The sequence below is a fragment of the Dysgonomonas sp. BGC7 genome (genome assembly GCF_001261735.1).
Classification (GTDB): domain Bacteria; phylum Bacteroidota; class Bacteroidia; order Bacteroidales; family Dysgonomonadaceae; genus Dysgonomonas.
This window is the reverse complement of record NZ_CVRP01000008.1, coordinates 142803-158423: the sequence shown is the minus strand read 5'-3', so window position 1 is coordinate 158423 and position 15621 is coordinate 142803. Positions and strand designations below refer to the sequence as shown.

The 15621-nt window shown below is 36.7% G+C and carries 16 protein-coding genes; 5 read left to right on the top strand and 11 right to left on the bottom strand.

Annotated elements, in window-relative coordinates:
* Positions 1–301: 301 nt before the first annotated feature.
* The 3 genes from BGC7_RS08675 to BGC7_RS08665 form a co-directional block, all read right to left on the bottom strand.
* The gene (locus BGC7_RS08675) at positions 302–1114 is read right to left on the bottom strand and encodes a relaxase/mobilization nuclease domain-containing protein (protein ID WP_242034350.1); all 813 of its coding nucleotides are present in this window, start codon (positions 1112–1114) and stop codon (positions 302–304) included.
* Complete coding sequence (locus BGC7_RS08670; protein WP_050701185.1) at positions 1080–1469, bottom strand: plasmid mobilization protein; 390 nt, start codon at positions 1467–1469, stop codon at positions 1080–1082. Before BGC7_RS08670 ends, BGC7_RS08675 begins: the two co-directional genes overlap by 35 nt.
* Before the next feature lie 226 nt (positions 1470–1695).
* Entirely contained in the window at positions 1696–2184 is a 489-nt protein-coding gene (locus tag BGC7_RS08665) for a DUF3408 domain-containing protein (RefSeq protein WP_082206584.1), read from the bottom strand.
* A gap of 700 nt (positions 2185–2884) precedes the next feature.
* On the opposite strand from BGC7_RS08665, the gene BGC7_RS08660 reads away from it, so the two are divergent.
* From BGC7_RS08660 to BGC7_RS08650, 3 genes are all read left to right on the top strand, one after another.
* Complete coding sequence (locus BGC7_RS08660; RefSeq protein WP_050701194.1) at positions 2885–3193, top strand: helix-turn-helix domain-containing protein; 309 nt, start codon at positions 2885–2887, stop codon at positions 3191–3193.
* 2 nt (positions 3194–3195) lie between these two features.
* Positions 3196–3408: a DUF3876 domain-containing protein gene (locus BGC7_RS08655; RefSeq protein ID WP_242034349.1), complete on the top strand. Its 213-nt coding sequence runs from the start codon at positions 3196–3198 to the stop codon at positions 3406–3408.
* A 113-nt stretch (positions 3409–3521) separates the two neighbouring features.
* The gene (locus BGC7_RS08650) at positions 3522–3824 is read left to right on the top strand and encodes a helix-turn-helix domain-containing protein (RefSeq protein ID WP_050701184.1); all 303 of its coding nucleotides are present in this window, start codon (positions 3522–3524) and stop codon (positions 3822–3824) included.
* 362 nt (positions 3825–4186) lie between these two features.
* On the opposite strand, the gene BGC7_RS08645 is transcribed toward BGC7_RS08650, so the two are convergent.
* Both BGC7_RS08645 and BGC7_RS08640 read right to left on the bottom strand, forming a co-directional pair.
* Positions 4187–6484, bottom strand: coding sequence for a TonB dependent receptor (locus tag BGC7_RS08645; protein WP_050701183.1), 2298 nt, complete (start codon positions 6482–6484; stop codon positions 4187–4189).
* On the bottom strand, positions 6481–6801 hold the full coding sequence (locus tag BGC7_RS08640) for a hypothetical protein (protein ID WP_050701182.1): 321 nt from the start codon (positions 6799–6801) through the stop codon (positions 6481–6483). Before BGC7_RS08640 ends, BGC7_RS08645 begins: the two co-directional genes overlap by 4 nt.
* A gap of 156 nt (positions 6802–6957) precedes the next feature.
* Between BGC7_RS08640 and BGC7_RS08635 the strand changes: the two genes are divergently transcribed.
* Together BGC7_RS08635 and BGC7_RS08630 are read left to right on the top strand one after the other, a co-directional pair.
* Positions 6958–8409 carry a sensor histidine kinase gene (locus tag BGC7_RS08635; protein ID WP_050701181.1) on the top strand — a complete coding sequence of 484 codons (1452 nt, stop codon included), beginning with the start codon at positions 6958–6960 and terminating at the stop codon, positions 8407–8409.
* Entirely contained in the window at positions 8406–9095 is a 690-nt protein-coding gene (locus tag BGC7_RS08630; protein WP_050701180.1) for a response regulator transcription factor, read from the top strand. Before BGC7_RS08635 ends, BGC7_RS08630 begins: the two co-directional genes overlap by 4 nt.
* Positions 9096–9183: 88 nt before the next feature.
* Here BGC7_RS08630 and BGC7_RS17640 read toward each other — a convergent pair whose 3' ends face one another.
* The 6 genes from BGC7_RS17640 to BGC7_RS08605 form a co-directional block, all read right to left on the bottom strand.
* Positions 9184–9453, bottom strand: a complete 270-nt coding sequence (locus BGC7_RS17640; protein ID WP_255351459.1) for a hypothetical protein — start codon at positions 9451–9453, stop codon at positions 9184–9186.
* A 76-nt stretch (positions 9454–9529) separates the two neighbouring features.
* Entirely contained in the window at positions 9530–10867 is a 1338-nt protein-coding gene (locus BGC7_RS08625) for a site-specific integrase (RefSeq protein ID WP_050701193.1), read from the bottom strand.
* An 18-nt stretch (positions 10868–10885) separates the two neighbouring features.
* On the bottom strand, positions 10886–11758 hold the full coding sequence (locus BGC7_RS08620; RefSeq protein WP_255351461.1) for a site-specific integrase: 873 nt from the start codon (positions 11756–11758) through the stop codon (positions 10886–10888).
* A gap of 2 nt (positions 11759–11760) precedes the next feature.
* A complete protein-coding gene (locus BGC7_RS18155) occupies positions 11761–12129 on the bottom strand; it encodes an Arm DNA-binding domain-containing protein (protein WP_050701178.1) in 369 nt (122 codons plus the stop codon).
* 756 nt (positions 12130–12885) lie between these two features.
* Positions 12886–13236, bottom strand: coding sequence for a peptidase associated/transthyretin-like domain-containing protein (locus tag BGC7_RS08610; protein WP_050701177.1), 351 nt, complete (start codon positions 13234–13236; stop codon positions 12886–12888).
* A 180-nt stretch (positions 13237–13416) separates the two neighbouring features.
* Positions 13417–15588, bottom strand: coding sequence for an IPT/TIG domain-containing protein (locus BGC7_RS08605; RefSeq protein WP_157258687.1), 2172 nt, complete (start codon positions 15586–15588; stop codon positions 13417–13419).
* Positions 15589–15621: the final 33 nt, after the last annotated feature.

Here is a 15621-nt window from a genome sequence, read left to right as displayed (position 1 = left end):
TCTTTCTGAAAATCAGGCTTAATGACTGCTTGCTCATTATCTAAATTGGATGGTTTTTGCCATTCGGAGAGCTTTTCCAACTTCTTATCCACCTCTGAAAGCTTCTCCCAAAGTGCATCGTTCGATACTGACTGTGCCATATTTTTCCTATTTTAAGTTGTTAATAATCTATTTTAAAGCTTTGGTCTCTTGATTTTTCTCTTTTTCTTTTTCCGCAACAAGGCTTCTGCTTCGTTCATATCGTAATTAGACGGCTGCATATTAAACAAACCGCCTATGCTTGATATCGCATCGGCTACTCCTATACAGCATTTTCTATCAAGCTAGCTCCTGCCTCTTTCGGTGGGGTTACTTGCTGTTGTTCATATTGTTGCTGTTTCTGAGAATGGCTGTTCTCAGTTAGCAGTGCATCCAGTTTGGAGTAGCTAAACTTCCTGTCTATCTCCGAACCTTTGAACGAATGCTCTCCTTTCTTAAATGAAATCCCTTGTACTTCATTTGTTTGTCCTTTGTATTTATACTTTATGGATATATTTTTCTTTCTTAGGAGTTCTTCAAATGCCTGCCAACTCTTGGCTTTTGGAAGAATATCTTTAATCACATGGTAGATTTCGTATTTAGTCTGTTCCGCTCCCTTTAGCCTCTGAAGATTGACATTCTCTTTTCTTTTGCCGTAAGTGAGGTCGTATTTATCCTTTAATTGTTTACACACTTTCTCATTCCGGTATTGGTCGTTCTTTTCGGAAATCGTCTTACCATCATTATCCACCCGATTGAACACAATATGGCAATGTGGATGAGCAGTGTTACCATGGCAAACAATGATATACTGTGTATTTTCTATACCCATCGCCTTCATATACTCGTTTGCCAAACGTTCCATAAACTGGTCTGTCATCCGTTCTTTATCATTGGGAGAAAATGCCAGCGGAATATGTCCCACACATTTTGAAAGGTTCGGATTGAGTAAGCTTTGCATATAAAAACTGTTGATTATGGATTTTGCATCGGTTTCCAATACACCTTCACTCGCCAAAATCTTAGATTTTTTGTTTCCTAAGACGTATGAAATACAGCCCTTAAAACTCTTTCCTTTTACTATTTTTCCAATCATCCGACAGTTTATTGATGATAGTTTGTATCTGATTGAATAGAATTTCGGTTTCGTTTTTGAGCCGTTTTATGCCCAAAAACTTGGCTGTTTTTGTGAGCTGATTCAGATTATTACCCATATTGGAGAGGCTTCTAAGCGTATCCAGTTCTTCTTTTTTCAGCGGTTCTTTTATCTTTCCGTTTAGAATCGCATCGTGACAATAGACACTAAGCGGAAGATTTGCTTTGGCTGCCCGATGGCGAATAGCATAGAACTCCGGCTCGGAAAAACAGACCGCAATGGTCTTGTCTTTGCGAGTAACGGAGCTTTTCTTCGGGCGTCCTCCTTTCTTCTTATGGTTACTGTCCTGATTCAATACTTTCGATTTTTATTTGCTGATAAAGTGATAATAGAAGGGTCTGCGACCCTAACCCGAAACTGCGACCAACGAGAGAGGTTTCCCCTTTGGCTGATAAGCCAAAGCGAGGGTTTTCATGCAATCAAAACATAACCTCGCTCCACTACAAGAACATTTATGTTCCATTTAAAAGATAAGTCGTTACACTATACAGACTTACTTTACAATGGATAGAAGCTAAAGATTAGAGCTTCTTCCACATTTCCACATCATCTTGATAGATTTTCAGATGATGACGGACAATGTTCTCAATAAAGCCCGATACGCTCATTTTCCGTCCTCCTAACTTGCAGACGATCTCATCCAGGCTGTCTCGCACCTCCCGACTGATAAATACAGGTTTGCGGTCTTCGAGTTTTGGAACAGAGAGAAATGCTTGCTGATATTCCTCCAATGATTCCTTGCGCTGCTTGCTACTGATACGTTTTATCGTGCAAGGTGTATTTACCACCGGTTCTGTTTGCAAACTATCCTCTGTACGAATACTATCTTCTATCCTGATAGTTTGTTCAATATCTCTATTAGAGTTCTCTTTATGTACATCAACGCCCACAACATTGAGATCATCTCTCCCTAGAAATTTTTTCAGAAGTTCGTCTTTGTCTCCATTATCGAATTTTGTGGTGTTGGGTTTCCCTGCAACCGAAGGTAGAGGTGACCAGTCTTCGGGCATTGTCTTTTTTGCTGCCTGTTATCAGTTTGTTTACTGCTCATAGCATACTGTATTAAAAATATGAATACTACGGCTCTTCTTACTATAAAGGGCCGATTATCAGTTGCAAATAAACTACTATTAGTCAGCAGTATTAGCAGACTTATTTTATATGGAGTATTCTGCAATATCTTTCTGCTGTATTGAGTGTATGGGCAGTATATACTTCACTGTTTTGCACATCGGACAAAACTGAGCAACCGAAATACGATATGTGAGAATGATATTTTCTCTGTTGGTGTTTAGTTCAGCATCTCAATGGGCTGAGAAACTGCTTTTTTAACTAAGAATTGATACTCAAGAGAGAAAAATTGAAGTTACACTATAGACAACCCCTGCCACAAGCTGCCACTTGATTTAAAAGCCATTGAGGAATGAATGTTTCTACTTTACTTCCTATCGGAAGAAAGAAAAATAAGGGGGAGGCGATGCCTCTTGCTGCCAAATCAATACCACTGACTGCCAACAGACTAAATGCTCATTGAAGGTTGCGTTTTTCTTTTTTACTTCACAGCAGAACGATGAAGTTATCACAGTTGAATTTGCTTGTTTATAAGCAAAATACGACATGAGGATGCAAAGGGATCTATCCTTTGGTATGTGATAATTGAAAGGCTTATTTTTGGAACAAATACGAATAATAATTTTAAAATATAGTGCAATGGAGATCGTAAATATTGAAGCAAAAACATTTGAAGCGATGCTTTCAAAATTTGAAAATTTCGCTACCCGGATGGAACACCTTTGCCGTCTGTATGGTAATACTGAAAGTGAGTGGATGGACAATCAGTACGTATGTATACTGCTGAATATTTCGCCGAAAACCCTGCAAACATTTCGGGACAACGGCACGCTGGCATATTCTCAAATCAATCATAAAACGTACTATAAGTCCCAAGATGTGGAAAAGGCACTGCCATTGGTGGAGGAAAAGCGTAAACAAGCCAATCATCAGGGAAAGGAACTGTAAGTATGGAAAAATATCAAAATTATCGGAGTTTCCCAACTGCATGGCTGGGAGCTTGGGAAAGTGTCAATGGTAATCCCGATGTGTATATTTTTCAGGGGTATAACGGCAGCTATAACCTGTTAGCCTACCATTATGATAAGGAATCCAAGCGGGAAGTTTTTCCTGTTACGAAATTGATTCGGGTAAAGATGGTTACTCCATTGGTATGGGGATGAAACGGAGCAAGATAGAATCAGAAAAGTCGCCTTATGGTTTGTATATTACAGGTTGGGGTCGTTATATGAAATGTTAAACAAAACAGATTTTAAATCAATAAAATAGAAAAAATATGAGTAATCAATTAATTACACCGGAGAGCAATGAACGGGTAAAATCATTTTTTCTCTCACTGGATCGGCTGGCTTCGCTTATGGAACGATTGTTTCCTGTCCGCAAGCCGACTTTGAATGGAGAAAGCTTTTATACGGATGAAGAGTTGTCGAAAAAGTTAAAGCTAAGCAGGAGAAGTCTTCAGGACTACCGGAACGAAGGGAGAATTCCCTATATCAAACTGGGTGGTAAGATCTTGTATCGTTCGTCGGATATTGAGAAGCTTCTACAAGATGGCTATAGGGAGAGTTTTAGGAAGTAAGCAGACCAGACTAAGTGTGCAGAATACTCTTCCCTACAACATCAACTTTTTTTCTTTTTTATCCGGTAACTATTTATTACAGCAAGCATTGGTAAATAAGACAAATCTTTTCCTGTTAAGGTAAACCCGCAAAGGCTTCGGATTTGGCATTTTACCGGCTTGCTGTTCTTTTATGGACGGATAAATATGAAAATCATTATTAAACATTTTCTTTAAAATAACTGACAAGATACAGTATGTGCTCCTACTGTAGCATAAATTTCCAACCTAATTCTTCGATTTTTTATTTATCTTCAACTTAGTAGTTGATATGTAGAAGAATTCCTGATTTATCTCAAACATTGTCTTTGTCAAGCAAAAGACTATTTTGTCCCAAATCTAGAAGTGTCTACCTCTTTACGTTTATTCTCTTTAAAACCTCCAAATTTATAGGTCAACGATAAACTCACATATCTATTATCGGATTTCATCTGCATATTTAGATTTTGGTTATCAAATTGGGTCTTTACATTCTTAGGATTCCAAGAGTTAAGTATATCATTAACCTTGAATCGAACTTCTGCTTTATTATTGTTCGAAGTCCATTTAACTCCTGTATCAATTTTATACATCTTAGAGAGTGTGGCTGGACCTTGGATATATTTAGGCATATACGCACCTGACAATTCAGCCTTTATATTTGGTTTTGAGGATATATTAAATGTATTGTTTAGTGTTGCAGAGAAACTAACAATATCATTGGAGAATGACAAATCATGAAAATTATTACTCTTCACCTTTTCATAGAATCCTGTCAGGTTTAATCTGGAATCTAATATTGAGCTAATGCGAAAAGGAATCACGGTATTTATCCCTACTTGACGGGAATAGTCAAAATTAGTTGTTTTATAAATTATAGCCAATCGTTCGGATGATTGATAAGGTAATTGTGCAAAATAATCATCTTGAAGACTACCATAAAGTGTGAAAATATATTTGCTCTTCAGAATATAAGACAACTGAGTTTCGTATGACCTGTATGGTTTCAAGTCCGGATTTCCGTGTATTTCGGTATAACCACTTAGATGTGAAATAGAATTAACCATTTCCCAATAATTAGGATAGTCTTTGTCTGACGATATACTGTATTGGATTATATTGCCTGGATCAATCGTGTAAGTTAGTTCCAATTCGGGATAAGCACTCCAATAGTCTTTACCTTTATGTTTGTAATACTCTCCTGTCAAATGGGATTTTAATGATAATTTATCAGAAAATTCTTTAGAAAATCCCGCATACAACTCATAGGTATATTCGTCCAGATTGCTATCTGTATTTGAGGTCGATAAGTCTTTGTCCTTCAAAGACGAATATATTTGTGAACTTTTGTCGGATGCATAACTGAATTTAGTTCCATAATCAAGCGTCCAATCTTGACCTAATGAGTGACTCTGATCTGCGTATAACGAAAGCTTGTTGATATTTTGTTTTGATTGTGCAATAAAAGCATCTTCTCTACCTGTCTGGAATTCATTGTAATTCTGAGTAGAATGATTCTTATAGAATGTATAATCAACACCTGTATTTAATCCAAAATTAGAGGAATAACTCAACGATATATTGTGCATCTGAACAGGACTGTCCATTGTTTTTTTATTCTGAGAATTAGAAAATGAACCTTTAGAGGTTTCAACAATTCGTCCTCCTGCTTTTATCTGACCTGTATATACCAAACTTAATTTATTCCCTTCACCTAAATACAGATCATTTCCCAGACGGATATTATGCCCCTGGCTTTTGTTATATCCTCTGTTAGATTGTTCAATATTATATAAGATATTATTAATGGTATGATGTGAATCTAAATCAAGACCAGAGCGATGATTCAGATACCCGAACTGATACATAAAATCAGTCGATGTTTTAGGAGTGCTGTACATTAGTGTTATCCCTCCCTTATAATCGGCATAATGATATTGACTATATTCTGTATTCACTTGCCCTTGTAATTGTGGTGTTTCAGACAAATTATTTGATAGTACCAGATTTATAGCTGCACCATGAACATGGTATTGAGGAGGTGCACTATACATTACTTCTGCCGATTGAATTCGCTCCTTAGGCATATTTTTCAATAATGTAGTCAACTGATCTCCAGTCATTGTCGAAGGTTTTCCATTGATAATAATAGCTACACCATTACTGCCTGCCAGCTTTATGACATCACTTTGTTCTGATACACCCGGTAGTTCCAAGATAGCTTCGTAAGCATTACCGGCCATTTTATTTTTCAATAGTTGTGGCATGTCATAAGTCATTTTACCATTTATTACCTTTACCACAGGACGTTCACCATTAATTACAATTTCGGACAATAGATTTTCTTTTTCGTTCAGTTGTATTTTGCCTACATCGGAAGAAGAGAATTCACAGATAAATGTATTGTACATTAAATGCTGAGCTAATAAGCGAAAGTCTTTTAAATCTTCGTTAAAAGAGAAATAACCCAACGAGTCGCTGTAAATAGTGTTGATGAATAGAGAATCCTTTGTTTGTAATACAATGGTTGCAAACTCTATCGGGCTATTTCTTGTATCTACAATCCTTCCTGTTATATTTTGTGCTGCTACATTAAAATAGGATAGCAATAGGACGAATACCACAAATATTATTTTTTTCATAGTTGTTTTCCTTTTATTTCAGATAGTACTTCTCTTTCTTTTAGTAATTGTTTTCGACTTAGGGGTTGGGAATATACATTGGTTTCTTCCTGAGTGTTGTTGATCTTAAATTTGATTCCATCTTTTTTTGAAAACTCAATGCTTCCCCCAACAGAAATATTATTCCTGTTATCAGAGTATCTGGTATCTGGTCTTGTCGGGTAGCTATCGGATTGAAATACTCTACCAGGTACAGACAGTTTGATACTGAACTTTTGAGCATTGGCCGATGATATCAAACCTAACGTAAATGCGAGTAATAAGATTGTCTTTTTCATATTTTATTCTACTTTGATTTATTTCTGATGCAAAGATTTACAGAACAATAGATAAAATGGGTTATCACTTACTTATGAAGTCTTATCTAGTCTTAACAGATTGCAAATAGTGAAATATTTCTATTTACATTTGTTTCAATATAATTTTATAATGTAATGAAACCTAACTTTAAGTATATAGTCATTTGCATTCTTGTCTCATTGTCGATTGTATTTCTTGTTCAGCTTTTTTGGTTGAAAGGGTTATATACTAGCATTCAAGTCGAGACCGAAAAAAATATCTTCGATTGTCTTAATATTGCTAATTCTCACGAGTTGGAGTTCAGAATGGATAGCTTGGAGAGTTCTTCCGATAAGGATAAACTCAACGGAGAAATATCAATAACTCAATCTATTGGAAATAATGATAGTAAGGAGGCAGACACATCTGAATCGAAAAAAATGGTAAAGAGTAAGCGAATTGTCCAGCATGGAGATACAATAAAGGATAGCAAAGAAGAGGTCGGAGATGAGGAGTTTAGTTTAGCTCAATTTGAAAAACTGGGAGTTATGATTCGCGAAACAATGCATCAAACAGTAGATTCGATCGCCCCAATCAGATTAGATACACTTCATGCTGCTCTGTCTACTGCTTTAAAAGCAAGAGAGATCAAATCTGATATATATAAAATAGAGGTTGTTGATTTCTCAAAAGACAGTGTCATACAAAGTTTAGATATTACAGAGATAAAGAATGACTCATTTGTATTTAACTATACATTTGACTCAAATAACCAGCTTGGTTATCGAGTACATTTCGAGGCTTTGACCAAAACGATTTTGTCACAAATGTTGGGTATTCTGTCTACAACAGCACTTATTGTCCTTATTTTAGCGTTTGCTTTTTGGTACCTAATCCGCACGATCCTCCAACAAAAAACATTGGACGAAATGAAAGATGATTTCACCAACAATATGACTCATGAATTGAAGACCCCGATAGCTGTCGCATACGCAGCTACAGATGCTTTACTGAATTTCGGACAAGGAGACAATAAAGAGCGGCGTGAGAAATATTTGTCAATCAATAAAGAACAGCTTGAAAAACTGAGTAGTTTAGTAGAACAAATTTTGTCCATGAGTGTGGAACGACGATTGAAACTTATTCTCAAAAAAGAAGACCTCAGATTAAAGTATATGTTTGAGATTCTTATAGAACAACACAGGATGAAGAGTGAGCGAAAAATCATTTTTAATCTTAATATACAGCCTGACGACTTAACGATATGTGCAGACAAGGCTCACTTAAACAATGCCTTAAGCAACCTCATAGATAATGCTGTTAAATATTCTAAGGATAAAACCATTATAGATATTACCGCTTACATAGACAATCGGTATTTTATTATTAAAGTAAAGGATAATGGAATTGGAATTGCTTCGGACAAACAAAAATTTGTGTTCGAAAAATTCTATCGTGTTCCACAAGGTAATAAACATAATGCTAAAGGTTATGGAATAGGCCTATTCTATGTAAAAACAATAGTAGAAAAACACGGAGGAATAATAAACGTGGCCAGTGCTATTGGCAAAGGCTCTGAATTTACGATAAAAATACCTGTTGAATAATGGAAAATATAAAAGTCCTATTGGTTGAAGATGAGCAAACCCTCGCTATGATAATTAAAGATACATTGACGGATCAGGGTTTTGAAATTATTCTGGGAGAGAATGGAGTTGAGGGTTTGAATTTATTTTTTGATGTTAGACCCGATATCTTAGTAGCAGACGTAATGATGCCTGAACTTGATGGCTTTGAGATGGTCAATAAGATACGACAAACAGATAAAACAACTCCTATCCTTTTTCTGACAGCACGATCGGCAATTAAGGACGTTGTCGAAGGCTTTGAGCTTGGAGCCAATGACTATCTCAAAAAGCCTTTCAATATGCAAGAGTTAATCGTAAGAATAAAAGCCTTAGTCGGAAGAATACAAACATATAAGGAAAAGGAAGGCTCAACAAACTTTAGTATTGGTAGCTACCATTTTAATGCGGTATCACAAATATTAAGTCATGCCAATGGCAAGGAAGAACTGTCTCACAGAGAATCAGAAATATTAAAGCGATTATGTATAAATAAAAACAGTGTTGTAGAAACACAAAGTATCTTGCTAGATCTTTGGGGTGATGACAGTTTTTTTAATACAAGAAGTTTACATGTTTTTATTACAAAACTAAGGCATAAATTGGCTAAAGACGACAATGTTAAAATAGTAAATATTAGAGGAATCGGTTATAAGTTGATTGTATAGAGCATATCTCATCATACTTAAAGCTTACATCAAAAAACGGCAGACTGTTGAAAGCTTGCCGTCATTGTACCTGGTATATCTATTCAAGCTAATTCAAGGAAATATTCTTACTGTATACAAGTGTTCGTATTCGAAGGTCATTTATCCCAATTTGCTTTAGTAGCCATCCTCTGAATACCTCAGCATTTGCCGAGTGTACGCGAAAGGCAACGGCAATGACCATCTCCAACCCATAATATTCAGGATATATTTTTGAGCCTTCGCAAACACAACTTCCAACATAGTCACCATTAACGACACCCAATTTTTCAATATTCCGAGTGAGCCTTTTGGCAGTCTGGTAGTGAATACCAAACAAGTTGGCAATCTAAGAAATACTCATTTTCGTTTCACTTGGAACGGTTACTGTTCCATTATTTGATATTGTGATTTTTCTATTTTCCATGATTATTTGGTTTTAATTGCTCTGTTTTACATTGATTTGCTTTATTGTCATTTTCAACATAATCCTCCAGTTTGTATTTCCCGCCAATACGGCTACTTAACTTCTTCATATCCTCATTAAGCTTCTGTCGCGTTAGCTTGGCATAAATCTGGGTGGTTTTAATGCACTTGTGCCCCATCATCTGACTGACCGTTTCCATCGGAACTCCCTGTGAAAGCGTGATAAGCGTTCCGAAATTATGTCGCCTTTGATGGTAGGTAATCCGTGTTTCTATCTTACATAGCTTCGCAATTTTCTTCAAATTAACTTCCATGCATGACAGGGTTATCATATTGAAAATCTTGCTCCCCTTTCGCTCCGATTTATATTTCTCCATGATTTGTAATGGTACATCCAATAGCGGAATATTGCATTTACTGCCTGTCTTTTGCCGTTTAATCTTTAACCAAAGTCTTCCGTTCTGCTCTTGGTGGATATTTTCTTCTGATAGATTTCGCATATCTGCATACGACAAACCTGTGAATGTCGCAAAGATGAACATGTCGCGAGTGTGGCATACACGTTTGGAGGCTATCGATACATTCATAAATTTATCCAGTTCTTCGCGATTCATGTGCCTGCGTTTACGGGGTGGTTGCTCGGGAATATAACTGGCAAAAGGATTTTTGTGTAATATTCCTTGACTGATTGCCCTGCGGATTATCTTTCGTAACATAATTGTATAGGAAGAAACTGTATGTGCCGTAAATCCCTGTTCGATACGCATAAATGAATCAAACTTTTCGATAAAAGATAATTCTAATTGTCTGAGTGGTATATCCTCCGCATTATAGAGGGTGCGTAAGAAACTTTTTGTTTGATTATACACCGAAATATAGTTTCGCATAGTTTCAGCAGAACGGGTAATACCTACTTGTTTGGAATATTCTTCGTTATGCTCCTGAAAGAGTTCCAGTAAGTTTTCTTTCTTTCGACCAATACCACCTACGGCATTTTTGACAAGCTCTGCGGTAATATATCCCTGTTCATCAAGTATCTCTTTATAATACCGATTAATCTTTTCGATCAATTGTGATATCTGATAGTTTGCTTCGGCTGCATGACGGCTTCTGCCTGTCAGACGATAAGTTTTTGCATCCCAAAGTTTCGAATCGACATCTAATCCGACAGAAAACTGAGCCATTTCCGCATTGATGGATATTCTACCCATTAGCGGACACCTGCCGTTTTTCTTTATCTTTTGTCGATTGATGTAAAACAAAACAGCAAAAGTGCTGTAAACGGTACTTTTCGTATTGTTTTTATTCTTGTTCCTTGTTGCATTCATTTCTCTCTCCTCCATAAATTACAATACTGCATCAGTAGAGTTACTCCTCTCAAAATCGTATTTGCCCGATAAGCGTTTGTTAAGTAATTGCATGTCTTCTCTGATTTTATCATTGCTGACCTGTGCATAGATTCGGGTGGCTCGCCAATCGGTATGTCCTAACAATTCGCCAACCGTTTCGAGCGGAACACCCTGTGAGAGTGTAACAACCGAAGCATAGCAGTGACGTGCCATGTGGAAGGTAACTCGCTTGTCTATACCGCATTCCTTAGCGATTCGTTTCAGGTAGATATTGGTTTTACTGCAACTGATCATCGGAAATAACCTGCCATCTTTGACTATTCCCCGATATTTTTTGATAAGTTGAAGAGGTATTTCCAATAGTGGAATATGACAGGGTGCTCCTGTCTTCTTCCGACTGAGATGAATCCACCAGACTCGATCTTCGGCTCTGGAAATGTTTTTTTTAGTCAAATTACGCATATCGCTGAATGCGATGCCCGTGAATGAGGAAAACAGAAACATATCCCGAATAAAGTTCAGATTCGGGCGGGACAGTTTTGCTTTTATCAGTGTATCCAACTCATCCGAAGTCAGTGATTTGGGAACAGCCTCTTGGGCAATGTACTTGTAGTCCGTAAATGGGTCGGAGCGAACCAAGCCGTTGTTTGTCGCTATTTTAATGATTCTTCGCAGATGAACGATTGTATTGATTATTGTTCCACAAGCAAGACCAAGTTCAATACGCAAATAGTAGTCATAATCGGCAACAAAGGAAGGTGTCAATGCCTGAAAGGGTATGTCGGAAATATTATATTTCTTTCGCATAAAACGTTTCAAGTGACCAAGAGAGGTTAGAAAACGCTTATAAGTTCCTTCTGCACGGTTTATGCCTACATTTTGTAAGAATTTCTCATTATGAGCCTCAAAGTATTTGACAAGGGTATCTTGCTCAGATGCAATACCTTGAAAAGCATTTTGACTTCCAAAGCTGATACATTGTTATTCTTTAGCGAAAGTTCCCGATAAGCGGAATGGATGGCTACGCATGTCTTATCCAACGTTGCGTTGATGGACAAAGCTGTTTTACTTTTACCGATAGCTCTTCCCGAGGTAGTATTCCAAAGGGATACAGGGACATAAACTTTGGCACTGAACTGTATCATTGATTTTCCGATGCGGATACGTCCTAAAATGGGAACTGTTCCGTCTGCTCTTTCCTCTTTTCGTTTGAGGTAGAAGCTTACTTTTACGTCTTGCATAATTAACTCTTTTACAAGTTACAAAATCAACTGTTATAGAGCTAATCAACGATACGCAAAATGCTGTGAATTAGCGAATAGGAAATGGATTCAGAGTGTAAAGCTGACATAACACAGCCTTGTTTAAAAAAAATGTACTGAATCGTTTACTGTTAGAGGAAAATCTGTTATTTGAATGAGTCGCCACAGTTTAAAACAGGTAACGTATTCGTAACGGAACCTCTTCCTGAATACACAATATCTTACTTTTTTAATGCTTGCAGCGGAGAGAAGAATAATGAATTTATCGCCAATTAATCAGGAACTTACGCCGTTTTACTCGTTCTTGCATTTTTGGTGCAGAGTTTAGAAACCAGCTTGGTTCTTATATTTGCTTAATTCTCTCACTATGCTAAAGAGCGACTTATCTTTTGTAAAGATAGAAAATGCAATTTACTTCGCTTTATTTTTTTCTTTATTCGACATTTCAATCCAGCATTCTACTCGATTTCTAATTTAGATGCACCAGCTAAATTACAAACAGCAAGTAATATACTCGTTAATAGTCTTTTGCCCCATAACCTTAGAGACTTTCGATACATTACCTAATTGTTGGGCTAAACCTAAAACTGCTAACTTGTTCTTAATAATTTTTTGTGAAGTAGTCATAATTTAATCTGTTATAATGTTACTGTTTTTATTGGTAACTGTAGATTAAATCGTGACTATTTGACATCACATAATTAACTGTTTTTCCAATCCTATTGATCATTTGACTTAACTTGGTATTCTATCTTTAAGGTGATTGATTATAAAATCCTCAAAATCTGATAATGTTTTACCATAATCAACGTGTTTCAGTGGAACCAATGTTCTAAAATCGCCATCTAAGTGGATTTTTTCGGCTTCATTGATTTGATTTAACACATCAATTAAATAAGTTAAATCATATCCATCGGCATCAGTAATAGCACCGATAGTTGTACCCGGAACGCTGACTGTGACTCCGGTAACCAGTACTCCCTTTTCGTCTAGTACCGTACTACGCAGGCTCCCTTTTCCTTTAGGTACAGCTGTCTCGTTGGTTTCTTTTACTTCTTTTTTTATGATAATCGAGCTATCCGGCATACTTTTACTCGCATGTGCTTTATAATTTATATCTATTGAAAAGCCCCTGCCAATGAATAGATTGACAGAGACCTCAGTTTTTAATTAATTATGAAAAAGTGTTCTTTACTCTATAAATTAATATCGAAATTGATTAACTCTTCAATCTTTAGGTTTAGTAGCAATTATTAGCATGTTTAATTATTTAAGAAATATTTTGCGAATAGCCGCATTTCCATAATCTAATAAATAAATATCTCCATCTATATCGATGGCTATATCAGTAATAACTCCACCCCATTGAGCAGACTCAAGAGAGTTGTCATTTAAATCAGAACCATATTTAGCTTTAACAAGAGTACTCACAATCTGAGTTTCCAAATCTATTTTTCTTATAGCAAAATTTCCCTTATCCATAATTAATAGGTTTTCATCTAGGTCAAGTATTAGAGAAGTAGGACCATAGTTTATTTTTGCTGTGGTAACTGGACCATCTAGATATCCGTATTGTTCATATTTTCCAAGCCAATTTACACCCTGTCCACTTGCTAGAGTTAGCATAATAATTCCTTGATACTCGTCTTGCGATAGATAAATAGAACCATTTCTTGTTATAGCAGTTCTACAGTTATCATGAAGAGAAGATGTACGGAAGGTCGTATTAATCCTTCCTGAAGGCATTTCAACCTTTGTAACACCTCCATAACTCCTTGATAGATAAAAATTACCGAACCTATCTACTGAAAGACCTTGAGGAGAGGGGCTTAAACTCGAAATATTATCAGTAGAAACTAAACTTACAGAGCCAGCTAATGTAACCTTCTTAATTTTATTTGAGTCAAGTACATAGATATCATCATTGTATAGTGTAAAACCGGCAATATATGCAAAACCTGTGGATAAAGTAGATAAATTACCATCGGGAGATATTTTATAAATATTACGAGCATCACAATAGTAAATATTTTTCTGACTATCTACTGCTATTTTTGATGACAATGCCACAGTCAATCCTCTCGCCAAAGTTGTTATTCCTGCCCGATTAAAGTTTTTTGGCGCCTCGGCCACCATCCCTCCGGTTTCAATTTTAAGGACACCTGTTTTCAATCCATTCGGAGCAATTACCGTGAGTCTATTTTCTGTAGCCGTTTTAACTTCCGCAGCAATACCGTTGAATAAAACCATATTATCAGCTTTGTTTGTACTGAATCCCATTCCTTCTATCGTCACTTGTGTTCCGGCCAATCCGTTATCTGGAACTATTTTAGTGATACCCAAACTTTGATTCTTAAACTCTGGTCCTATTGTTTTCTGATCATTGACTATCACTTCCACCTTGCCGCTGCTAATTCCAGTCGGAAGCTTCAAGCTTAATTCATTTCCTGTAGCTACCAATATAGGAATCTCCGCACCATTTATGAAAACCTTATTTTCATCTGCTTCTTTACTGAAATCTTTTCCCTGAATGGTCATTTGCGTACCCGCAGGACCACTTAACGGAGATACGATTGATAATGTAGGAGCCGGTACTACGGTAAACTGAGGACCAACGGTTTTTTGTGCATTAATGATCAATGCCAGTTTCGCCGTTTCCACTTTGTCAGGAGCTTCAACAACTAACTTAGTCTCCGATACTTCCAATACTTTGGCTTGTATATTATTAAAATAAAGCTGATTTTTTGTCAGTTCTGTATCAAAGCCCTCTCCCGTAATTGTAATCTTTGTACCCTTCCCTCCGGTCAGCGGCTTAATTCCCTTTATTTCCTGATAGATGAAATTTGGTCCAGTAGATTCCTTACCATCCACCATTACCTTAATAGCCCCTTTGCCCGCCTGAGCCGGAACTTTAGCAACGATCAATGTATTGGAAGCATTGACAACTACTGCTTCTTTTCCATTAACTAAAACTTTAGCCGGACCTTGCAGACTGCTGAAACCTTCCCCGGAAATACGAATATTTGTTCCTGTCGGCCCATTGGCAGGAAAGATATTTTGTACACTCAGATCCTGATAGGTGTAAGTTCCTACCTCCAACGTTTGTTTACCGTTATTAAGTCTGATTGCTCCTGTTTGTCCATTGGAAGGAGCCAAAATCACTAATTCATCTTCTTTAGCACTGAATACTTCAGCTTTTACTCCTGAAAATTCAACGGTATTTCCATTCATATTCGAACTGAATCCTGTGCCTTTGATGGTCACTAAAGTCCCTCCCTTTCCACTGTTAGGATAGAAGCTTTCTATTTTCAGTTGTGACTGGCTACCCGCGCCATCTTCATCATCGTCCTTACAAGCACTAAATCCTAACATAAGGAAGATCGCCAATAGGTATAGGCTAGACTGTATATTTGTAAAATGATTGATCTTACGTTTCATCTTTTTTGCATATTTAATTATAATCACTTCTGA